Origin of the sequence: Endozoicomonas sp. 8E (genome assembly GCF_032883915.1) — a bacterium.
In the GTDB taxonomy this organism is placed as follows: Bacteria; Pseudomonadota; Gammaproteobacteria; order Pseudomonadales; family Endozoicomonadaceae; genus Endozoicomonas_A.
Window position 1 is genome coordinate 694,193 of the sequence record NZ_CP120717.1, and the last position, 23,270, is coordinate 717,462.

The window sequence follows — 23,270 nt, forward strand, 5'->3', positions numbered from 1 at the left end:
CGCACCGGCGTGAGCCCATGGGCTGATCAACAAAACACCTCGAAATACAGTCCAGATCAAAGAGATGGCTGCAACATTGAGTTTTGACGACTACAGGCGCGACACTTCGGCCATGAAAGGGAGTCAAACAAATAGGACAGTGATTGGCCTTCAGTGTCCATGGGGAGAGGGTAGCGAGCAATGCCACACATAAGTAGAACATCTGTGTTGGTCAATAAGCATTGTGGGTTATACACAAAAAAGCATGTTAGTTCATTTATATGGCTATCAAAGTTTGCTGTGGCCAAATAATCACCTGTTTCAAAAACTCAGAAGATGGGAACACCTGAGAGCCCTGTTTACCGGACAGCATGACGCTTTTCTTTTGTTTCCTTCTCTGCCTCTGTTCCCATCTCTGCCTCAGCGTTGATGAGGAGTTTCGCGCACTCGGTATTGCCCATCTCGGTTGCGATGGACAGCGCAGTGGCGCCATTCAGCAGGGCAGCGTTGAGATCCGCCCCAGCGTTGATCAGGAGTTTCAAGACGTCGGTATTGCCATTCGCAGCAGCAACGTGCAGCGGGGTGACGTCAGTCTTAGCCCGGGCGTTGAGAGCCGCCCCGGCGTTGATCAGGAGTTTCAAGACGTCGGTATTGCCATTCGCAGCAGCAATGTGCAGCGGGGTGGCGTCAGTCTCAGCCCGGGCGTTGAGAGCCGCCCCGGCGTTGATCAGGCGTTGCACGCAGTCGGTATTGCCCTTCAGGGCAGCGATGAACAGCGGAGTGGCGCCATTCAGCAGGGCAGCGTTGAGATCCGCCCCGGCGTTGATCAGGCGTTGCACGCATTCGGTGTTATTTTTTTGGGCAGCGATTAACAACGGGGTAGCGCCATCCTCAGCCCGGGCGTTGAGATTCACCCCGGCGTTGATCAGGAGTTGCACGCATTCGATGTTATTTTGTTGGGCAGCGATAAACAGCGGGGTGGCGCCATCCAGCAGGGCAGCGTTGAGATCCGCCCCGGCGTTGATCAGGAGTTGCAAGCATTCGGTGTTATTTTTTTGAGCAGCGATTAACACCGGGGTGGCGCCATCCGTCAAAGCGGTGTTGACATCCACCCCGGCGTTGATCAGGAGTTCCACGCAGTCGGTATTGTCTTTCGCAGCAGCAACGAACAGCGGGGTGGCACCACCCTCATTCCGGGCGTTGAGATCCGCCCCGGCATTGATAAGGCGTTTCAAGCAGTCGGTATTACCGTACTCAGCAGCGATGAACAGTGCGGTGGCACCATTCGAACGGGCAGCATCAAGGTTCGCCCCAGCGTTGATCAGGCGTTCGACGACATCCGTGTGCCCGCCGCTGGATGCCAACATCAAGGCAGTGAAATCAGCAGTCATAACGGCATTGACATTGACCCCTTCTGCCAGAGACCTCTCTACCTGATCCAGATCCCCGTTTAAACAGGCAAGATAAAACGTCTGATCGGGGAAAAAATTATCCGGGTGAGATTCACTGGTGTTCTGATTCACCACAGGCATCGGGTTTTGCCGACACATCGCGCACCGGCGTGAGCCGATGGGCTGATTAACAAAACACCTCGAAATACAGTCCAGATCGAAGCGGTGACCACAACATTGGGTTTTGACGACCACAGGCGCGACACTTCGGCCATGAAAGTGAGCCAAACAAATAGGACAGTGATCGGCCTTCAGTGTCCATGGGGAGAGGGTTGCGAACAATGCCAAACATAAGTAGAACATCTGTGTTGGTCAATAAGCCGTGTGGGTTAGATATAAAAAAGCATGTTAGCTCATTTATATGGCTATCAAAGCTTGCTGTGGCCAAATAATCACCTGTTTAAACACTCAGAAGATGAGAACACCTGAGAGCCCTGTTTACTGGACAGCATGACGCCTTTCTTTTGTTCCCAACTCTGCCCCGGCGTTGATCAGGAGTTCCACGCAGTCGGTATTGCCTTTCGCAGCAGCGGCGAACACTGGGGTGGCGCCATCCTTAGTCCTAGCGGCGCTGAGATCCGCCCCGGCGTTGATCAGGAGTTCCACACAGTCGGTATTGCCTTTCGCAGCAGCAACGTACAGCGGGGTGGCGCCAGTCTTAGTCCGGACGTTGAGATCCGCCCCGGCGTTGATCAGGCGTTCCACGCAGTCGCTATTGCCATTCGCAGCAGCGGCGAACAGTGGGGTAGCACCATCCGTAATCCTGGCGGCGTTGAGAGCAGCCCCGGCTTCGATCAGGATTTTCAGGCAGTCGGTATTGCCGTTCTGGGCTGCGACGAACGGAGGATTGGAGCCATTATTAGTCTGGGCGTTGATGTCCGCCCCGGCGTTGATCAGGAGTTTCACGCAGTCGGTGTTATTTTCTTGTGCAGCGATGAACAGCGGGGTGGCGCCATTCCTGGTCCGGGCGTTGAGATCCGCCCCGGCGTTGATCAGGAGTTTCACAGAGCCGGTGTTATTTTTTTGTGCAGCGATGAACAGCGGGGTGGCGCCATCTGAAGTCTGGGAGATGTTGAGATCCGCCCCAGCGTTGATCAGGATTTCCACGCAGTCGGTATGGCCTTTTGCAGCAGCAACGTACAGCGGGGTGGCGCCATCCGAGGTCCGGTAGATGTTGAGATCCGCCCCGACTTCGATCAGGATTTTCAGGCAGTCGGTATTGCCGTTCTGGGCTGCCACGAACGGAGGATTGGAACCATTATTAGTCTGGGCGTTGATGTCCGCCTCGGCGTTGATCAGGAGTTTCACAGAGCCGGTGTTATTTTTTTGTGCAGCGATGAACAGCGGGGTGGCGCCATTCCTGGTCCGGGCGTTGAGATCCGCCCCGGCGTTGATCAGGAGTTTCACAGAGCCGGTGTTATTTTTTTGTGCAGCGATGAACAGCGGGGTGGCGCCATCTGAAGTCTGGGAGATGTTGAGATCCGCCCCAGCGTTGATCAGGATTTCCACGCAGTCGGTATGGCCTTTTGCAGCAGCAACGTACAGTGGGGTGGCGCCATCCGAGGTCCGGTAGATGTTGAGATCCGCCCCGGCTTCGATCAGGATTTTGAGGCAGTCGGTATTGTTCTTCCGGGCTGCCATGAACAGAGGGGTGGCACCATCCTTAATCTTGGCGGCGTTGAGATCCGCCCCGGCTTTGATCAGGATTATCAGGCAGTCGGTATTGCCGTTCTGGGCTGCGATGAACAGCGGGGTGGCGCCATTCCTGGTCCGGGCGTTGAGAAGTGCTCCCGCTTTAATCAGGCGTTTCACGCATTCGGTGTTGCCTAACGCAACAGCAGCGAACAGCGGGGTGGCGTTATCCTCAGTCCGGGCATTGAGAGCCGCCCCGGCGTTGATCAAGAGTTTCACGCAGTCGGTATTACCGTATACAGCAGCGATGAACAGTGCGGTGGCACCATTCGAACGGGCAGCGTCAAGGTTCGCCCCAGCGTTGATCAGGCGTTCGACGACATCCGTGTGCCCTCTGTTGGATGCTAACATCAAGGCAGTGAAATCAGCAGTCATAACGGCATTGACATTGACCCCTTCTGCCAGAGACCTCTCCACCTGATCCAAATCCCCGTTTAAACAGGCACTATAAAACGTCTGATCGGGGAAAAAATTGTCCGGGTGAAATTCACTGGTGTTCTGATTCACCACAGGCATCGGGTTTTGCCGACACATCGCGCAGCGGCGTGAGCCGATGGGCTGATCAACAAAACACCTCGAAATACAGTCCAGATCGAAGCGGTGTCCACAACATAGGGTTTTGACGACCACAGGCGCTACACTTCGGCCGTGAAAGGGAGCCAGACAGATAGGGCATATATCGGCTTCCAGTGTCGAGGGGGAGAAGGCAACGAGCAATGCCACACATAAGTAGAACATCTGTGTTGGTCAATAAGCCGTGTGGGTTAGATACAAAAAAGCATGTTAGTTCATTTATGTGGCTATCAAAGTTTGCTGTGGCCAAACAATCACCTGTTTTAAACACTCAGAAGATGGGAACACCTGAGAGCCGTGTTACTGGACAACATAACGCCTTTTTTTGTTCCCTACTCTGCCCCGGCGTTGATCAGGAGTTCCACGCAGTCGGTATTGCCTTTCGCTGCAGCAACGTGCAGCGGGGTGGCACCAGTCATGGTGCGGGCGTTGAGATCTGCCCCGGCGTTGATCAGGAGTTGCACGCATTCGGTGTTATTTTCCTGGGCAGCGATGAATAGCGGGGTGGCGCCATCCTCAGTCCGAGCGTTGAGATCCGCCCCGGCGTTGATCAGGATTATCAGGCAGTCGGTATTGCCGTTCTGGGCTGCGATGAACGTTGGGTTGGCACCACTCTTAATCCGGCTGTTGAGATCTGCCTCGGCTTCAATCAGGATTTCCAGGCTGTCGATGTTATTTTTTTGGGCAGCCATGAACAGTGGGCTGGCGCCATCATCTGTCTGGGCGTTGATATCTGCCCCGGCGTTGATCAGCATTTTCACGCAGTCGGTATTGCCCTCCTGTGATGCGATGAACAGCGGGGTGGCGCCATCCGAAGTCCGGGCGTTGAGAAGCGCTCCCGCCTTGATCAGGAGTTCCACGCATTCGGTGTTGCCATTCGCAGCAGCAACGAACAGCGGGGTGGTGTTGTCCGACAGGGTGGCGTTGAGATCCGCCCCAGCGTTGATCAGCATTTTCACGCAGTCGGTATTGCCCTCCTGTGATGCGATGAACAGCGGGGTGGCGCCATAAGAATTACTGGCGTTGAGAAGCGCTCCCGCTTTGATCAGGAGTTTCACGCATTCGGTATTGCCTCGCGCGGCAGCGGCGAACAGCGGGGTGGTGCCATCCGACAGGGTGGCGTTGAGATCCGCCCCGGCGTTGATCAGGCGTTTCACGCAGTCGGTATTATCGTACTCAGCAGCGATGAACAGTGCGGTGGCACCATTCGAACGGGCAGCGGCAAGGTTCGCCCCAGCGTTGATCAGGCGTTCGACGACATCCGTGTGCCCTCTGCTGGATGCCAACATCAAGGCAGTGAAATCAGCAGTCATAACGGCATTGACATTGACCCCTTCTGCCAGCGACCTCTCCACCTGATCCAAATCCCCGTTTAAACAGGCATTATAAAACGTCTGATCGGGGAAAAAATTATCCGGGTGAGATTCACTGGTGTTCTGATTTACCACAGGCATCGGGTTTTGCCGACACATCGCGCATCGGCGTGAGCCGATGGGCTGATCAACAAAACACTTTGAAACACAGTCCAGATCGAAGAGGTGGCCGCAACATTGAGTTTTGACGACTACAGGCGCGAAACTTCGGCCATGAAAGTGAGCCAAACAAATAGGACAGTGATCGGCCTTCAGTGTCCATGGGGAGAGGGTAGCGAACAATGCCACACATAAATAGAACATTTGTGTTGGTCAATAAGCCGTGTGGGTTAGATACAAAAAAGCATGTTAGCTCATTTATATGGCTATCAAAGCTTGCTGTGGCCAAATAATCACCTGTTTAAGCACTCAGAAGATGGGAACACCTGAGAGCCGTGTTACTGGACAACATAACGCCTTTTTTTTGTTCCCAACTCTGCCCCGGCGTTGATCAGGAGTTCCACGCAGTCGGTATTGCCTTTCGCAGTAGCGGCGAACACCGGGGTGGCGCCATCCTTAGTCCTGGCAGCGCTGAGATCCGCCCCAGCGTTGATCAGGATCTTCACGCAGTCGGTATGGCCTTTTGCAGCAGCAACGTACAGCGGGGTGGCACCATCCTTAACCCTGGCTGTGTTGAGATCCGCCCCGGCTTCGATCAGGATTTTCAGGCAGTCGGTATTGCCGTTCCGGGCTGCGACGAACGGAGGATTGGAGCCATTATTAGTCTGGGCGTTGATGTCCGCCCCGGCGTTGATCAGGAGTTTCACAGAGCCGGTGTTATTTTTTTGTGCAGCGATGAACAGCGGGGTGGCGCCATTCCTGGTCCGGGCGTTGAGATCCGCCCCGGCGTTGATCAGGCGTTTCACGCAGTCGGTGTTATTTTCTTGTGCAGCGATAAACAGCGGGGTGGCGCCACCATTATTCCGGGTGTTGAGATCCGCCCCGGCGTTGATCAGGAGTTCCACGCAGTCGGTATTGTTTTTCGCAGCAGCAATATACAGCGGGGTGGCGCCATCTGAAGTCTGGGAGATGTTGAGATCCGCCCCAGCGTTGATCAGGATCTTCACGCAGTCGGTATGGCCTTTTGCAGCAGCAACGTACAGCGGGGTGGCACCATCCTTAACCCTGGCTGTGTTGAGATCCGCCCCGGCTTCGATCAGGATTTCCAGGCTGTCGGTATTGCCGTTCCGGACTGCGACGAACGGAGGATTGGAGCCATTATCAGTCTGGGCGTTGATGTCCGCCCCGGCGTTGATCAGGAGTTTCACAGAGCCGATGTTATTTTTTTTTGCAGCGATGAACAGCGCAGTGGCGCCACCCTTAACCCGGGCGTTGAGATCCGCCCCGGCGTTGAGCAGGAGTTTCATAGAGCTGGTGTTATTTTTTTTTGCAGCGATGAACAGCGCAGTGGCGTCAACCTTAACCCGGGCGTTGAGATCCGCCCCGGCGTTGATCAGGAGTTTCATAGAGCCGGTGTTATTTTTTTGTGCAGCGATGAACAGCGGGGTGGCGCCATTCCTGGTCCGGGCTTTGAGATCCACCCCGGCGTTGATCAGGAGTTTCACGCAGTCGGTATTGTTTTTCGCAGTAGCAATAAGCAGCGGGGTGGCGCCATCTGAAGTCTGGGAGATGTTGAGATCCGCCCCAGCGTTGATGAGGATTTCCACGCAGTCGTTATGGCCTTTTGCAGCAGCAACGTAGAGCGGGGTGGCGCCATCTGAAGTCCGGGAGATGTTGAGATCTGCCCCAGCGTTGATCAGGATTTTCACGCAGTCGGTATGGCCTTTTGCAGCAGCAACGTACAGCGGGGTGGCACCATCCTTAACCCTGGCTGTGTTGAGATTCGCCCCGGCTTCGATCAGGATTTTCAGGCAGTCGGTATTGTCGTTCCGGGCTGCGACGAACGGAGGATTGGAGCCATTATTAGTCTGGGCGTTGACGTCCGCCCCGGCGTTGATCAGGCGTTTCACGCAGTCGGTATTACCGTACTCAGCAGCGATGAACAGTGCGGTGGCACCATTCGATCGGGTAGCGTCAAGGTTCGCCCCAGCGTTGATCAGGCGTTCGACGACATCCGTGTGCCCTATGCGGGATGCCAACATCAAGGCAGTGAAATCAGCAGTTATAACGGCATTGACATTAACCCCTTCTGCCAGAGACCTCTCCACCTGATCCAAATCCCCGTTTAAACAGGCACTATAAAACGTCTGATCGGGGAAAAAATTGTCCGGGTGAAATTCACTGGTGTTCTGATTCACCACAGGCATCGGGTTTTGCCGACACATCGCGCAGCGGCGTGAGCCGATGGGCTGATCAACAAAACACCTCGAAATACAGTCCAGATCGAAGAGGTGGCCGCAACATTGAGTTTTGACGACTACAGGCGCGACACTTCGGCCATGGAAGGGAGCCAAACAAATAGGACAGTGATCGGCCTTCAGTGTCCATGGGGAGAGGGTAGCGAGCAATGCCACACATAAGTAGAACATCTGTGTTGGTCAATAAGCCGTGTGGGTTAGATACAAAAAAGCATGTTAGCTCATTTATATGGCTATCGAAGCTTGCTGTGGCCGAATAATCACCTGTTTCAAAAACCCAGAAGACGGGAACACCTGATAGCTGTGTTCACTGAACAGCACAACGCTTTTTTTTCCCTTCTCTACCTCTGTACACTACCTCGCACCGGCGTTGATCAGGAGTTGCACGCAGTCAGTGTTATTTTTTTGGGCAGCGATCAACAGCGGGGTGGTGCCATCCTCAATTTGCGCATTGATGTCCGCCTTGGCTTTGATCAGGATTTTCAGGCTGTTGATGTTATTTTGCTGAGCAGCAATGAAAAGAGGGGTGGCGCCATCCTCAGTCCGGGCGTTGAGAGCCGCCCCGGCTTCGATCAGGAGTATCAGGCAGTCGGTATTGCCGTTCTGGGCTGCGATAAACAGTGGGTTGGCACCACTCTTAGTCCGGGTGTTGAGATCCGCCCCGGCTTTGATCAGGATTATCAGGCAGTCGGTATTGCCGTTCTGGGCTGCGATGAACAGCGGGGTGGCGCCATCGTCAGTCCGGGCGCTGAGATCTGCCCCGGCGCTGATCAGCATTTTCACGCAGTCGGTATTGCCCTCCTGTGATGCGATGAACAGAGGGGTGGCGCCAGTCTTAGTCCGGGCGTTGAGATCCGCCCCGGCGTTGATCAGTAGTTTCACGCAGTCGGTATTGCCTATCGCAGCAGCGGCGAACACTGGGGTGGCACCATCCTTAATCCTGGCGAGGTTGAGATCCGTCCCGGCTTCGATCAGGATTATCAGGCAGTCGGTATTGCCGTTCTGGGCTGCGATGAACGGTAGGTTGGCACCACTCTTAATCCGGATGTTGAGATCTGCCTCGGCTTCAATCAGGATTTTCAGGCTGTCGATGTTATTTTTTTGGGCAGCGATAAACAGCGGGGTAGCGCCATTCTCAGTCCGGGCATTGAGATCTGCCCCGGCGTTGATCAGCATTTTCACGCAGTCGGTATGGCCCTCCTGTGATGCGATGAACAGCGAGGTAACGCCATCCGAAGTCCGGGCGTTGAGATCTGCCTCGGCGCTGATCAGCATTTTCACGCAGTCGGTATTGCCCTCCTGCGATGCGATTAACAGCGAGGTAACGCCATCCGAAGTCCGGGCGTTGAGATCCGCCCCGGCGTTGATCAGGAGTTTCACAGAGCCGGTGTTATTTTTTTGTGCAGCGATGAACAGTGGGGTGGCGCCATTCCTGGTCCGGGCGTTGAGATCCACCCCGGCGTTGATCAGGAGTTTCACGCAGTCGGTGTTATTTTCTTGTGCAGCGATAAACAGCGGGGTGGCGCCACCATTATTCCGGGTGTTGAGATCCGCCCCAGCGTTGATCAGGAGTTTCACGCAGTTGGTATTGTTTTTCGCAGCAGCAACGAACAGCGGGGTGGCGCCATCTGAAGTTTGGGAGATGTTGAGATCCGCCCCAGCGTTGATCAGGATTTCCACGCAGTTGGTATGGCCTTTCGCAGCAGCAACGTACAGCGGGGTGGTACCATCCGAGGTCCGGTAGATGTTGAGATCCGCCCCGGCTTCGATCAGGATTTTGAGGCAGTCGGTATTGCACTTCTGGGCTGCGATGAACAGCGGGGTGGCGCCATGCGAACTCCGGGTGTTGAGAAGCGCTCCCGCTTTAATCAGGCGTTTCACGCATTCGGTGTTACCTTTCGCAGCAGCAACGAACAGCGGGGTGGCGCCACTCTTAGCCCGGGCGTTGAGATCCGCCCCGGCGTTGATCAGGCGTTGCACGCATTCGATGTTATTTTGTTGGGCAGCGATAAACAGCGGGGTGGCGCCATTCAGCAGGGCAGCGTCAAGGTTCGCCCCAGCGTTGATCAGGCGTTCGACGACATCCGTGTGCCCTCTGTTGGATGCCAACATCAAGGCGGTGAAATCATTAGTCATAACGGCATTGACATTAACTCCTTCTGCCAGAGAGCTCACCACCTGATCCAGATCCCCGTTTAAACAGGCACGATAAAACGTCTGATCGGGGAAAAAATTATCGAGGTGAGATTCACTGGTGTTCTGATTCACCACAGGCATCGGGTTTTGCCGACACATCGCGCACCGGCGTGAGCCGATGGGCTGATCAACAAAACACCTCGATATACAGTCCAGATCGAAGCGGTGACCACAACATTGAGTTTTGACGACTACAGGCGCGACACTTCGGCCATGAAAGTGAGCCAAACAAATAGGACAGTGATCGGCCTTCAGTGTCCATGGGGAGAGGGTAGCGAGCAATGCCACACATAAGTAGAACATCTGTGTTGGTCAATAAGCCGTGTGAGTTAGATACAAAAAAAGCATGTTAGTTCATTTATGTGGCTATCAAAGTTTGCTGTGGCTAAACAATCACCTGTTTCAAAAACTCAGAAGGTGGGAACAACGAAGAGCCCTGTTTACTGGATAGCATGACGCTTTTCTTTTGTTTCCTTCACTGCCTCTGTTCTCATCTCTGCCTCAGCGTTGATGAGGAGTTTCACACACTCGGTATTGCCCATCTCGGTTGCGATGGATAGCGCAGTGGCGCCATTCAGCAGGGCAGCGTTGAGATCCGCCCCGGCGTTGATCAGGCGTTGCACGATGTCGGTATTGCCTTTCGCAGCAGCAACGTGCAGCGGGGTGGCGCCATTCAGCAGGGCAGCGTTGAGATCCGCCCCGGCGTTGATCAGGCGTTGCACACATTCGGTGTTATTTGTTTGGGCAGCGATTAACAACGGGGTGGCGCCATCCTTAGCCCGGGCGTTGAAATCCGCCCCGGCGTTGATCAGGAGTTGCACGCATTCGGTGTTATTTTTTTGGGCAGCGATGAATAGCGGGGTGGCGCCATCCTCAGTCCGGGCGTTAAGATCCGCCCCGTCGTTGATCAGGAGTTGCACGCATTCGGTGTTATTTTCCTGGGCAGCGATGAATAGTGCACTGGTGCCATCCGAAGTCCGGGCGTTGAGATCTGCCCCGGCGTTGATCAGGAGTTTCACGCATTCGGTGTTATTTTCTTGCGCAGCGATGAACAGCGGGGTGGCGCCATCCGAAGTCCGGCAGATGTTGAGATCTGCCCCGGCGTTGATCAGGAGTTTGATGCATTCGGTGTTATTTTCTTGTGCAGCGATGAACAGCGGGGTGACGCCATCCTTATCTTGGGCGTTGATATTCGCCTTGGCTTTGATCAGGGCTTTCATGCAGTCGGTATTGCCGTTCTGGGCTGCCATGAGCAGAGGGGTGGCACCATCCGTAATCCTGGCGGCGTTGAGATCTGCCCCGGCGTTGATCAGGAGTTGCACGCATTCGGTGTTATTTTCCTCGGCAGCGACTAACAGCGGGGTGGCGCCATCCTCAGTCTGGGCGTTGAGATCCGCCCCGGCGTTGATCAGGAGTTGCACGCATTCGGTGTTATTTTCCTGGGCAGTGATGAACAGCGGGGTGGTGCCATCCTCAGTCCGGGCGTTGAGATCTGCCCCGGCGTTGATCAGGAGTTTCACGCATTCGGTGTTATTTTCTTGTGTAGCGATGAACAGCGCAGTGGTGTCATCCGCTAAGGCGGTGTTGAGCTCCGCCCCGGCGTTGATCAGGAGTTTCACGCATTCGGTGTTATTTTCTTGCGCAGCGATGAACAGCGGGGTGGCGCCATACTCATTCCGGACGTTGAGATCCGCCCCGGCGTTGATCAGGAGTTTCACGCATTCGGTGTGATTTTCTTGTGTAGCGATGAACAGCGCAGTGGTGTCATCCGCTAAGGCGGTGTTGAGCTGCGCCCCGGCGTTGACCAGGAGTTTCACGCATTCGATGTTATTTTCTTGTGCAGCGATGAACAGCGGGGTGGCGCCATACTCATTCCGGGCGTTGAGATCTGCCCCGGCGTTGATCAGGAGTTTCACGCATTCGGTATTACCGTACTCAGCAGCCATGAACAGTGCGGTGGCACCATTCGAACGGGCAGCGTCAAGGTTCGCCCTTGCGTTTATCAGGCGTTCGACGACATCCGTGTGTCCTCTTCTGGATGCCAACATCAAGGCATTGAAATCAGCAGTCATAACGGCATTGATATTGACCCCTTCTGCCAGAGACCTCTTCACCTGGTCCAGATCCCCGTTTAAACAGGCACGATAAAACGTCTGATCGGGGAAAAAATTATCCGGGTGAGATTCACTGTTGTTCTGATTCACCACAGGCATCGGGTTTTGCCGACACATCGCGCACCGGCGTGAGCCAATGGGCTGATCAACAAAGCACCTCGATATACAGTCCAGATCGAAGAGGTGGCCGCAACATTGAGTTTTGACGACTACAGGCGCGACACTTCGGCCATGAAAGTGAGCCAAACAAATAGGACAGTGATAGGCCTTCAGTGTCGACGGGAAGAAGGCAGTGAGCAATGCCATACAAAAGTAGAACATCTGTTCGTCAATAGGTGGTACGGATTAGATTTAAAAAAAGTATGGTTGTTCATTTGTATGCCAATCAAAGTTTGCTCTGGCTAAGTCATCACGCATTTCAAAACACAGAAGTCGGGAACACCTGAAAGCTATGTTTACCGGGTAACACAGTGCCTTTCTTTTGTTCCCTTCCCTGCCTCAGCTCCCTGCTTTGCTCCAGCCTTGATCAGGGCTTCCACGCAACCGGTATGGCCTTTCAAGGCTGCGATGAAAAGTGGGGTGACGCCATCCATAGTCCTGTCAGCATTGAGATCTGCCCCGCCACCGATAAGGATTTCCACGCAATCGGTATGGCCTTTCCAGGCTGCGATGAGAAGCGGGGTGATGCCATTCCTGGTTCTCGCGTTGAGATCTGCGTTGGCTTCGGTCAGGGCTTTCACGCTGTCGGTATTGCCTTGCAGGGCAGCGATGAATAGTGGGGTGGCGCCAGTCTTAGTCCGGGCGTTGAGATCCGCTCCGGCGTTGATCAGCATTTTTACGCAGTCGGTATTACCCTCTTGTGATGCCATGAACAGCGGGGTAGCGCCATCGTCAGTCCGGGCGTTGAGAAGTGCTCCCGCTTTGATCAGGAGTTCCACGCATTCGGTGTTGCCTTTCGCGGCAGCAACGAACAGCGGGGTGTTGCCATCCTCAGTCCGGGCGTTGAGATCCGCCCCGGCGTTGATGAGGCGTTTCACGCAGTCGGTATTATTGTACTCGGCAGCGATGATCACTGCGGTGGCACCATTCGAACGGGCAGCGTCAAGGCTCGCCCCAGCGCTGATCAGGCGTTCGACAACATCCGTATGCCCACTGCAGGATGCCAACATCAAGGCAGTGAAATCAGCAGTCATAACGGCATTGACATTAACCCCTTCTGCCAGTGACCTCTCCACCTGATCCAGATCCCCGTTTAAACAGGCATCATAAAACGTTCCATCGGGGAAAAAATTATCCGGGTGAGATTCACTGGTGTTCTGATTCACCACAGGCATCGGGTTTTGCCGACACATCGCGCAGCGGCGTGAGCCGATGGGCTGATCAACAAAACACCTCGAAATACAGTCCAGATCGAAGAGTTGGCCACAACATCGGGTTTTGACGACCACAGGCGCGACACTTCGGCCATGAAAGTAAGACAAACAAATAGGACACTGATCGGCCTTCACTGTCCATGGGGAGAAGAGGGTAGCGAGCAATGCCGCGCAAAAGTAGAACATCTGTGTTGGTCAATAAGCCGTGTGGGTTAGATACAAAAAAGCATGTTAGTTCATTTATAGGGCTATCAAAGTTTGCTGTTGCCAAACAATTACCTGTTTCAAAAACTCAGAAGATAGGAACACCTGAAAGCTTTGTTTACTGAATAGCACTGGGGCTTTCTTGTTTGCCTCTCCTTACCTTGCCCCGGCGTTGGTCAGCAGTTCCACGCAGTCGGTATTGCCCATCCTGGTTGCAATGGACAGCGGGGTAGCGCCATCCGAAGTCCTGGCGGCGTTGAGGTCCGCCCCGGCGTTGAACAGGATTTTCAGGCAGTCGGAATTGCCCTTCAGGGTTGCGATAAACAGAGGGGTGGAGCCATCCTCGGTCTGGGCGTCGAGATCCGCCCCGGCGTTGATCAGTATTTTCAGGCAGTCGGTATAGCCCTTCAGGGCTGCGATGAACAGCGAGGTGGCGCCATTCTTAGTCCGGGCGCTGACATCTGCCCCGGCGTCGAGAAGGAGTTTCACGCACTCGATGTTGCCCTTCTGGACTGCGATGAATAGCGGTGCGGCGCCGTCCGACATGGCGGCGTTAAGATCCGCTCCGGCGTTGATCAGGAGTTCCACGCAGTCGGTGCTATTTTCTTGGGCAGCGATGAACAGCGGTGTGGCGCCATTCGACATGGCAGCGTTGAGACTCGCCTTGGCTTCGATCAGGGCTTTCACGCAGTCGGTATTGCCTTTCCAGACTGCGATGACCAGCGGGGTGGAGCCATCATCGGCCTGGGCGTTGAGCTCCGCCCCGGCTTCGATCAGGGCTGTCAGGCAGTCGATGTTATTTTGCTGAGCAGCGATGAACAGCGGGGTGCTGCCATCGGACATGGCAGCGTTGAGATCCGCCCCGGCGTTGTTCAGGAGTTTTACGCAGCCGGTGTTATTTTCTTGTGTAGCGATGAACAGCGGGGTGGCGCTAGACTCAGTTCGGGCGTTGAGGGCTGCCCCGGCGTTGATCAGGAGCTTTACGCAGTCGGTATGGCCTTTCGCAGCAGCAATGTGCAGCGGGTTGGCGCCATCCGAAGTCCGGCAGATGTTGAGATCCGCCCCAGCGTTGATCAGGAGTTTCACGCAGTCGGTATTGCCTAACGCAGCAGCAACGAGCAGTGGGGTGCTGCCATCCTCAATTTGCGGATTGAGATCCGCCTTGGCTTCGATCAGGATTTTCAGGCTGTCGATGTTATTTTGCTGAGCAGCCATGAACAGCGGGGTGGCGCGATCCGTAATCCTGGCAGTGTTGAGAGCCGCCCCGGCGTTGGACAGGATTTTCAGGCAGTCGGAATTGCCCTTCAGGGTTGCGATAAACAGTGGGGTGGAGCCATCCTCGGTCTGGGCGTTGAGATCCGCCCCGGCGTTGATCAGTATTTTCAGGCAGTCGGTATAGCCCTTCAGGACTGCGATCAACAGCGAGGTGGCGCCATTCTTAGTCCGGACGCTGACATCTGCCCCGGCGTCGAGAAGGAGTTTCACGCTGTCGGTGTTGCCCTTCTGGGCTGCGATGAATAGCGGTGTGGCGCCGTCCGACATGGCGGCGTTAAGATCTGCCCCGGCGTTGATCAGGAGTTCCACGCAGTCGGTGTTATTTTCTTGGGCAGCGATGAACAGCGGTGTGGCGCCATTCGACATGGCGGCGTTGAGGTCTGCCCCAGCTTCGATCAGGGCTTTCATGCAGTCGGTATAGCCCAATGTAGCAGCGATGAGCAGCGGGGTGGAGTCATCTATAGTCCGAGCGGTGTTGAGATCCGCCCCGGCTTCGATCAGGGCTGTCAAGCAGTTGATGTTATTTTCTTGGGCAGCGATGAACAGCGGGGTGGTGCCATCCAACAAGGCGGCGTTGAGATCCGCTCCGGCGTTGATCAGGAGTTTCACGCAGACAATGTTATTTTCCTGGGCAGCGATGAACAGCGGTGTGGCGCCACCCGACATGGCGGCGTTGAGATCTGCATCAGCTTCGATCAGAATTTTTACGCAGTCGTTGTTATTGTGCTGTGCAGCGATGAGCAGCGGGGTGGCGCCATTCCAAGTGCGGGCGGCGTTGACGTCCGCCCCGGCTTCGATCAGGCGTTGGACGACGGCCTTGTTCCCGTTATTGGATGCCAACATCAAAGCAGTGTAATCATAAGTCATAACCGCATTGACATTGACTCCTTCTGCCAGTGACCTCGCCACCTGACCCAAATCCCCGTATAAACAGGCAAGATAAAACGTCTGATCGGGGAAAAATGTATCTGGGTGAGATTCACTGGTGTTCTCATTCATCATAGGCATCGGGTCTTGTCGGCACATCGCACACTGGCGTGAGCCGACGGGCTGATCAACAAAACACCTCGAAATACAGTCCAGATCGAAGCGGTGGCCGCAACATTGGGTTTTGACGACCACAGGCGCTACATGACGGTCATGGAAGTGAGCTAAACAAATAGGACAGGGATCGGCTTCCAGTGTCCATGGGGAGAGGGTAGCGAGCAATGCCATACATAAGTAGAACATCTGTTTTGGTCAATAGGTGGTACGGATAAGATACAAAAAAAGTATGGTAGTTCATTTGTATGCCTATCAAAGTTTGCTGTGGCTAACTAAATAATCACGCATTTCAAAACACAGAAGCCGCGAACAACTGAAAGCTGTGTTTACCGGGTAACTCAACGCTTTTCTTTTGTTCCCTTCCTTGCCTCAGCTCCCTACTTTGCCCCAGCCTTGATCAGGGCTGCCACGCAGCCGACATGGCCTTTCAGGAATGCGATGTAAAGTGGGGTGACGCCATCCATAGTACAGGCGGCAAAGGGATCTGCCCCGCCACTGATCAGGATTTCCACGCATTCGGTATGGCCTTGCCAGACTGCGATGAGAAGCGGGGTGGCGCCATCCCAAGCCCGGGGGGTGTTGAGATCCACCTCGGCGCTGATCAGGAGTTTCAGGCACTCGGTGTTATTTTCTTGTATGGCGAAGAACAGCGGTGTGGCGCCATCCAACCTGGCGGCGTTGAGATCCGCCCCGGCGTTGATCAGGAGTTGCACGCAGTCGGTATTGCCTTTCGCAGTAGCAGCGAACAGTGGGGTGGCACCATCCATAATCCTGACGGCGTTGAGATCCGCCCCGGCGTTGATCAGGAGTTTCACGCAGTCGGTATTGCCTTTCGCAGCAGCAACGAACAGTGGGGTGGAGCCATTATCGGTCTGGGCGTTGAGGTTCGCCCCGGCGTTGATCAGGAGTTTCACGCAGTCGATGTTATTTTCCTGGGCAGCCATGAACAGTGCGGTGACCCCATCCTCAGTTCGTGCGTTGAGATCCGCCTTGGCTTCGATCAGGGCTTGCAGGCATTCGATGTTATTTTCTTGTGCAGCAAAGAAGAGCGGGGTGGCGCCATCCTTACTTCGGGCGGCGTTAAGGTCCGCCCCGGCATTGATCAGGAGTTTCAGGCATTCGGTATTGCCTTGCTCAGCAGCGATGAATAGCGGGGTGGCGCCATCCTTGGTCCGGGCGTTCAGATCCGCCCCGGCGTTGATCAGGAGTTTCAAACAGTCGGTGTTACCCTTCAGGGCCGCGACGAACAGCGGGGTGGCGCCATCCGAAGTCCTGGCGGCGTTGATATTCGCCCCGGCGTTGATCAGGAGTTTCACGCAGTCGGTATTGCCCTCCTGGACAGCGATGTAAAGCGGGGTGGCGTCATTCTGATTCCGGGCATCGAGATCCGCCCCGGCGTTGATCAGGAGTTTCACGCAGTCGGTATTGCCCTCCTCAGCAGCGACGAAAAGCGGGGTGGCGCCATTCTCATTTCGGGCATCGAGATCCGCCCCGGCGTTGATCAGGAGTTTCAAACAGTCGGTATTGCCCTCCTGGGCAGCGACGAAAAGCGGGGTGGCACCACTCTCATTCCGGGTGTTGAGATCCGCCTCGGCCTCGGTCAGGAGTTTCACACAGTTGATGTTATTTTGTTGGGCAGCAATAAGCAGGGGGGTGTCGCCATTCTTGGTTCGGGCGTCGAGATTCGCCTTGGCTTTGATCAGGGCTTTCAAGCAGTCGATATTGCCTTTCGCCGCAGCGATGAGCAGCGGGCTGGCGCCATCCGAAGTCAGGGGGGGGGTGAGATTCGCCCCGGCGTCGATAAGGCGTTGCACGCAGTCGGTATTGCCTGCCTGAGCTGCGATGTATAGCGGGGTGGCGCTATCCTTAGTCTGGACGTCGAGATCCGCCCCGGCCTTGATCAGGATTTCCATGCAGTCGGTATTGCCTTTCTGGGCTGTGATGAAAAGCGGTGTGGAGCCATCTGAAGTCCGGGGGATGTTCAGATCCGCCCCGGCCTCGATCAGGAGTTTTACGCAGTCGCTGTTGCCCTTCCAGGTTGCGATGAAAAGCGGGGTGGCGCCATCCGAAGTCCTGGCGGCGTTGAGATTAGCCCCGGCGTTGATCAGGAGTTTCACGCAGTCGGTATTACCGAACTCAGTAGCGGTTAACAGTGCGGTGGCACCGTTAGGACGGGCAGTGTCGAGGTTCGCCCCAGCGTTTATCAGGCGTTTGACGACATCCAGGTGACCCCTGCTGGATGCTAACATCAAGGCAGTGAAGCCACCAATCATAATGGTATTGACATTGACTCCTTCCGCCAGTGACCTCTCCACCTGATCCAAATCCCCATATATACAGGCACGATAAAACGTCTGATCGGGGAAAAATGCATCCGGGTAAGCTTCGCTGCTGTTCTGATTCACCAAAGGCATCGGATCTTGCCGACACATCGCGCACCGGCGTGAGCCGATGGGCTGTCTAACAAAAGACTTCGAAATACAGTCCAGATCGAAGAGGTGGCCACAACATTGGGTTTTGACAACCACAGGCGCAAAACTTCGGCCATGGAAGGGAGCCAAACAAATAGGACACTGATCGGCCTTCAGTGTCCATGGGGAGAGAGTGGCGAGTAATGCCAGGTATATGTAGAACATTGTGTGCCAGTCGATAACTGGTGCGGCTTGGGTACAGGAAAGGAATGATAGTTCATTTATGTGTCTCTCAACGTTTGTTGTGGCTAAATAATCACCTGTTTCAAAAACTCAGAAGATGGGAACACCCAGAGCCATGCTTACTGGATAACGCAACGCCTTTCTTTTGTTCCCTTCCTTGCCTCAGTTCCCTACTTTGCCCCAGCGTTGATCAGGAGTTCCACGCAGTCGGTATTGCCCATCTCGATTGCGACGGACAGCGGTGTGGCGCCACTCAGCAGGGCAGCGTTGAGATCCGCCCCGGCGTTGATCAGGAGTTGCATACATTCGGTGTTATTTTTCTGGGCAGCGATTAACAGCGGGGTGGCGCCATCCTTAGTCCGGGCGTTGAGATCTGCCCCGGCGTTGATCAGGAGTTGCACGCACTCGGTGTTATTTTCCTGGGCAGCAATGAATAGCGGTGTGGCGCCACTCGGCAGGGCAGCGTTGAGATCCGCCCCGGCGTTGATCAGGAGTTGCACACATTCGGTGTTATTTTTCTGGGCAGCGATTAACAGCGGGGTGGCGCCACTCTCAGACCGGACGTTGAGATCCGCCCCGGCGTTGATCAGGAGTTGCACGCATTCGGTGTTATTTTGCTGGGCAGCAATGAATAGCGGGGTGGTGCCGGACTCATTCCGGGCGTTGAGATACGCCCCGGCGATGATCAGGAGTTTCATAGATTCGGTGTTATTTTCCTGGGCAGCGATTAACAGCGGGGTGACGCGATACTTAGCCCGGGCGTTGATATCCGCCCCGGCATTGATCAGGAATTGCACGCAGTCGGTATTGCCTGTCCAGACTGCGATTAAAAGCGGGGTAGCGCCATTCTCATTCCCGGCATTGAGATCTGCCCCGGCGTTGATCAGGAGTTTCACGCAATCGGCATTACCGTGGCTAGCAGCGATGGACAGTGCGGTGGTACCATCCGGAAGGGCAGTGTCGAGATTCGCCCCAGCCTTGATAAGGCGTTGGGCGACGTCTATGTCCCCACTGATGGATGCCAACATCAAGGCAGTGAAATCTTTAGTCATAACCGCATTGACATTGACGCCTTCTGCAAGTGACCTCTCCACCTGATCCAGATCCCCGTTTGAACAGGCACGAAAAAATGTCTTATCGGGGAAAAAAGTATCCGGGTGAGATTCACTGGTGTTCTGATTCACCACGGGCATTGGGTCTTGCCGACACATCGCGCACTGGCGTGAGCCCATGGGCTGATCAGAAAAACATTTCGAAATACAGTCGAGATCGAAGAGCTGGCCACAACATTGGGTTTTAACGACTACAAGCGGTGCACTTCGGCCACGGAAGGGAGCCAGACAAATAGGACATTGATCAGCCTTCACTGTCCATTGGGAGAAGGCAGCGAGCGATGCTAAAAATAAGTAGAACATCTGTGTTAGTCAATAAGTAGCTCCGGTTAGACACAAAAAAGCATAATAGTTCATTTATATAGTTATTAAAGTTTGCTGTGGCTAAATAATCACGCACTGCAAAACTCGGAAGATGGGAACACCATAAAGCCGTGTTTACTGGATAGCACAACGCCTTTCTTTTGTTTCCTTCCTTGCCTCAGTACCCTACTTTGTCACGGCGTTGAGCAGGATTTCCAGGCAATGGGTTTTGCCCTTCAGGGCTGCTGCGGACAGCGGGGTGCATCCATTCTTACTCCGGGCGTTGAGATCCGCCCCGGCGTTGATCAGGAGTTCCACACAATCGCTATTGCCTTTCGCGGCAGCAACGTACAGCGGGGTGGCGCCATCCGAAGTCCGGCAGATGTTGAGATCCGCCCCGGCGTTGATCAGGCGTTTCACGCAGTCGGTATTGCCTTTCGCGGCAGCAATGTACAGCGGGGTGGCGCCATCCGGAGTCCGGCAGATGTTGGGGTCCGCCCCGGCGTTGATCAGGAGTTTCAGGCAGCCAGTGTTATTTTTCAGGGCAGCGATGAATAGTGGGGTGTTACCATTTTCAGTCCGGGCGTTGGGACTCGCCCCAGCCTTGGTCAGGAGTTTCACACAGTCGGTGTTATTTTCCTGGGCAGCGAAGAACAGCGGGGTGGCGCCATTCTTAGTTCGGGCGTCGAGATTGGCCTTGGCTTTGATCAGGGCTTTCACGCAGTCGGTATTGCCTTTCGCAGCAGCGATGAGCAGCGGGTTGCTGCCATTTGAAGACAGTGGGGTGTTGAGATTCGCCCCGGCGTCGATCAGGAGTTGCACGCAGTCGGTATTGCCCTCCTGAGCTGCGATGTATAGCGGGGTGGCGCTATTCTTAGTCCGGGCGTTGAGATCCGCCCCGGCGTTGATCAGGAGTTTCACGCAGTCGGTATTACCTTTCGCAGCAGCAGCGAGCAGTGGGGTGGCACCATCCGTAATCCTGGCGGCGTTGAGATCCGCCCCGGCATTGATCAGGCGTTTTACGCATTCGGTGTTATTTTTTTGCGCAGCGATGAATAGCGGGGTGACTCCATCCTCAGTCCGGGCGTTGAGATCCGCCCCGGCGTTGATCAGGAGTTTTAAACAGTCGGTATTGCTCTTCAGGGCTGCAACGAACAGCGAGTTGGTGCTATCCGAAGTCCTGGCGGCGTTGATATTCGCCCCGGCGTTGATCAGGAGTTCCACACAGTCGCTATTGTCCTCCTGGACAGCGATGAAAAGCAGGGTGGCGCCAGTCTTGGTTCGGGCGTCGAGATCCGCCCCGGCGCTGAGCAGGAGTTTCACGCAGTCGCTATTGCCCTTCCAGGCAGCGATTAAAAGCGGGGTGGCGCCATCCGAAGTCTTGGCGGCGTTGACATTCGCCCCGGCGTTGATCAGGAGTTTCACGCAGTCGATATTACCGTACTCAGCAGCGATGAACAGTGCGGTGATACCATCCGAACGGGCAGTGTCGAGGTTCGCCCCGGCATTGATCAGGCGTTCGACGACGTCCCTGTGCCCCCTGCCGGATGCCAACATCAAGGCAGTGAAATCAGCAGTCATAACCGCATTGACATTGACTCCTTCTGCCAGTGACCTCTCCACCTGATCCAGATCCCCGTTTATACAGGCACGATAAAACGTCTGATCGGGGAAAAATGTATCCGGGTGAGATTCACTGGTGTTCTGATTCACCACAGGCATCGGGTTTTGCCGACACATCGCGCAACGGCGTGAGCCGATGGGCTGATCAACAAAACACCTTGAAATGCAGTCCAAATCGAAGCGTTGACCACAACATTGGGTCTTAACGACCACAGGCGCCACACTTTGGCCATGGAAGGGAGCCAAACAAATAGGACAGTGATCGGCCTTCAGTGTCCATGGGGAGAAGAGGGTAGCGAGCAATGCCACATATATGTAGAGCATTCTGTGCCAGTCGATAAGGGGTGCGGCTCAGGTACAGCAATGGAATGATAGTTCATTTATGTGTCTCTCAAAGTTTGCTGTGGTTAAATAATCATCTGTTTCAAAAACTCAGAAGATGGGAACACCCAGAGCCATGCTTACTGGATAACACAACGCCTTTCTTTTGTTCCCTTCCTTGCCTCAGTTCCCTACTTTGCTTCAGCCCTGATCAGGGCTTCCACGCAGTCGGTATTGCCCATCGCAACCGCGATGGAGAGCGGGGTGGCACCATCTGAAGTTCTGGCGGCATTGAGATCTGCCCCGGCGTTGATCAGGAGTTCTACGCAGTCGGTATGGCCCTCCTGAGCTGCGATGTATAGCGGGGTGGCGCTATTCTTATTCCGGGCGTTGAGATCTGCCCCGGCGTTGATCAGGAGTTCTACGCAGTCGGTATGGCCCTCCTGAGCTGCGACGTATAGCGGGGTGACGCTATTCTTAGTCCTGGCGTTGAGATCTATCACGGCGTTGATCAGGAGTTTCACGCAGTCGATATTACCTTTCGCAGCAGCGGCGAGCAGTGGGGTGGCACCATCCGTTATCCTGGCGGCGTTGAGATCCGCCCCGGCATTGATCAGGAGTTTCACGCATTCGGTGTTATTTTTCTGGGCAGCGATGAATAGCGGGGTGGCTCCATCCTCAGTCCGGGCCTCGATATCCGCCCCGGCGTTGATCAGGAGTTTCACGCAGTCGATATTACCTTTCGCAGCAGCGGCGAGCAGTGGGGTGGCACTATCCGTAATCCTGGCGGCGTTGAGATCCGCCCCGGCATTGATCAGGAGTTTCACGCATTCGGTGTTATTTTTCTGGGCAGCGGTGAATAGCGGGGTGACTCCATCCTTAGCCCGGGCGTTGAGATCCGCTCCGGCGCTGATCAGGAGTTTCAAGCAGTCGATGTTATTTTCCTGGGCAGCGAAGAACAGTGCGGTGGCACCAGTCGAACAGGCGGCGTCGAGGTTCGCCCCAGCGTTGATCAGGCGTTCGACGATCGCCTTGTTCCCGTTCTTGGATGCCAACATCAAGGCAGTGAAACCATAAGTCATAACCGCATTGACATTCACTCCTTCTGCCAGAAACCTCTCGACTTGATCCAGATCCCCGTTTATACAGGCACGATAAAACGTCTGATCGGGGAAAAATGTATCCGGGTGAGATTCACTGGTGTTCTGATTCACCACAGGCATCGGGTCTTGTCGGCACATCGCGCACCGGCGTGAGCCGACAGGCTGATCAAGAAAACACCTCGTAATACAGTTCAGATCGAAGCGGTGACCACAACACTGGGTTTTGACGACCACAGGCGCTTCACTTCGGTCATGGAAGGGAGCCCAACAAATAGGACATTTATCAGCCTTCAATGTCGAAGGGAAGAAGGCAGCGAGCAATGCCATACAAAAGTAGAACATCTGTGTTGGTCAATAGGTGGTACGGATTAGATTCAAAAAAAGTATGGTAGTTCATTTGTATGCCTATCAAAGTTTGCTGTGGCTAAATAATCACGCATTTCAAAAACTCAGAAGATGGGAACATCTGAAAGCCGTATTTACTGGATAACACAACACTTTTCATTTTGTTCCCTTGCCTTGC

The 23,270-nt window shown here is 54.8% G+C and carries 12 protein-coding genes and 1 pseudogene; all 13 read right to left on the minus strand.

What is annotated here, in order from left to right; translation table 11 throughout:
• Positions 1-338: 338 nt before the first annotated feature.
• On the minus strand, positions 339-1,511 hold the full coding sequence (locus tag P6910_RS02860; RefSeq protein ID WP_317144780.1) for an ankyrin repeat domain-containing protein: 1,173 nt from the start codon (positions 1,509-1,511) through the stop codon (positions 339-341).
• A 357-nt stretch (positions 1,512-1,868) separates the two neighbouring features.
• Positions 1,869-3,638: an ankyrin repeat domain-containing protein gene (locus P6910_RS02865; RefSeq protein ID WP_317144781.1), complete on the minus strand. Its 1,770-nt coding sequence runs from the start codon at positions 3,636-3,638 to the stop codon at positions 1,869-1,871.
• A 389-nt stretch (positions 3,639-4,027) separates the two neighbouring features.
• On the minus strand, positions 4,028-5,149 hold the full coding sequence (locus P6910_RS02870; RefSeq protein WP_317144782.1) for an ankyrin repeat domain-containing protein: 1,122 nt from the start codon (positions 5,147-5,149) through the stop codon (positions 4,028-4,030).
• A gap of 356 nt (positions 5,150-5,505) precedes the next feature.
• Positions 5,506-7,374, minus strand: a complete 1,869-nt coding sequence (locus P6910_RS02875) for an ankyrin repeat domain-containing protein (protein WP_317144783.1) — start codon at positions 7,372-7,374, stop codon at positions 5,506-5,508.
• A 405-nt stretch (positions 7,375-7,779) separates the two neighbouring features.
• Positions 7,780-9,702 (minus strand): ankyrin repeat domain-containing protein, encoded by a 1,923-nt coding sequence (locus tag P6910_RS02880; RefSeq protein ID WP_317144784.1) that lies wholly within the window; start codon positions 9,700-9,702, stop codon positions 7,780-7,782.
• 359 nt (positions 9,703-10,061) lie between these two features.
• Positions 10,062-11,834, minus strand: a complete 1,773-nt coding sequence (locus P6910_RS02885) for an ankyrin repeat domain-containing protein (RefSeq protein WP_317144785.1) — start codon at positions 11,832-11,834, stop codon at positions 10,062-10,064.
• A 356-nt stretch (positions 11,835-12,190) separates the two neighbouring features.
• The gene (locus P6910_RS02890) at positions 12,191-13,069 is read right to left on the minus strand and encodes an ankyrin repeat domain-containing protein (protein WP_317144786.1); all 879 of its coding nucleotides are present in this window, start codon (positions 13,067-13,069) and stop codon (positions 12,191-12,193) included.
• 399 nt (positions 13,070-13,468) lie between these two features.
• Positions 13,469-15,817, minus strand: a complete 2,349-nt coding sequence (locus P6910_RS02895; RefSeq protein WP_317144787.1) for an ankyrin repeat domain-containing protein — start codon at positions 15,815-15,817, stop codon at positions 13,469-13,471.
• A 191-nt stretch (positions 15,818-16,008) separates the two neighbouring features.
• Entirely contained in the window at positions 16,009-18,045 is a 2,037-nt protein-coding gene (locus P6910_RS02900) for an ankyrin repeat domain-containing protein (protein WP_317144788.1), read from the minus strand.
• A gap of 33 nt (positions 18,046-18,078) precedes the next feature.
• A pseudogene (locus P6910_RS26670) lies at positions 18,079-18,267 on the minus strand (RING finger domain-containing protein); the annotation flags it as partial.
• A 188-nt stretch (positions 18,268-18,455) separates the two neighbouring features.
• A complete protein-coding gene (locus P6910_RS02905; RefSeq protein WP_317144789.1) occupies positions 18,456-19,478 on the minus strand; it encodes an ankyrin repeat domain-containing protein in 1,023 nt (340 codons plus the stop codon).
• A gap of 408 nt (positions 19,479-19,886) precedes the next feature.
• Complete coding sequence (locus tag P6910_RS02910) at positions 19,887-21,422, minus strand: ankyrin repeat domain-containing protein (RefSeq protein ID WP_317144790.1); 1,536 nt, start codon at positions 21,420-21,422, stop codon at positions 19,887-19,889.
• A 413-nt stretch (positions 21,423-21,835) separates the two neighbouring features.
• Positions 21,836-22,867 (minus strand): ankyrin repeat domain-containing protein, encoded by a 1,032-nt coding sequence (locus tag P6910_RS02915; protein ID WP_317144791.1) that lies wholly within the window; start codon positions 22,865-22,867, stop codon positions 21,836-21,838.
• Positions 22,868-23,270: the final 403 nt, after the last annotated feature.